This window comes from Neisseria sp. P0020.S003 (assembly GCF_051957095.1).
Taxonomy (GTDB): domain Bacteria; phylum Pseudomonadota; class Gammaproteobacteria; order Burkholderiales; family Neisseriaceae; genus Neisseria; species Neisseria subflava.
The window spans coordinates 1-255 of the sequence record NZ_JBQCWU010000101.1; the positions used below are offsets into that span (position 1 = coordinate 1).

Sequence of the window (255 nt, forward strand, 5' to 3'; positions counted from 1 at the left end):
TAAGAAGACCCGGATTTGCCTAAGTCTTCCACCTACCGGCTTAAACAAGCTATTCCAACAGCTTGCTAACCTAACCTTCTCCGTCCCCACATCGCATTTGAATCAAGTACAGGAATATTAACCTGTTTCCCATCGACTACGCATTTCTGCCTCGCCTTAGGGGCCGACTCACCCTACGCCGATGAACGTTGCGTAGGAAACCTTGGGCTTTCGGCGAGCGGGCTTTTCACCCGCTTTATCGCTACTCATGTCAAC

1 rRNA gene is annotated in these 255 nt (G+C 50.6%); it reads right to left on the reverse strand.

Features of this window, described 5'->3' with window-relative positions:
- Nucleotides 1-255 (reverse strand): 23S ribosomal RNA (locus ACTHTQ_RS11525); the annotation flags it as partial.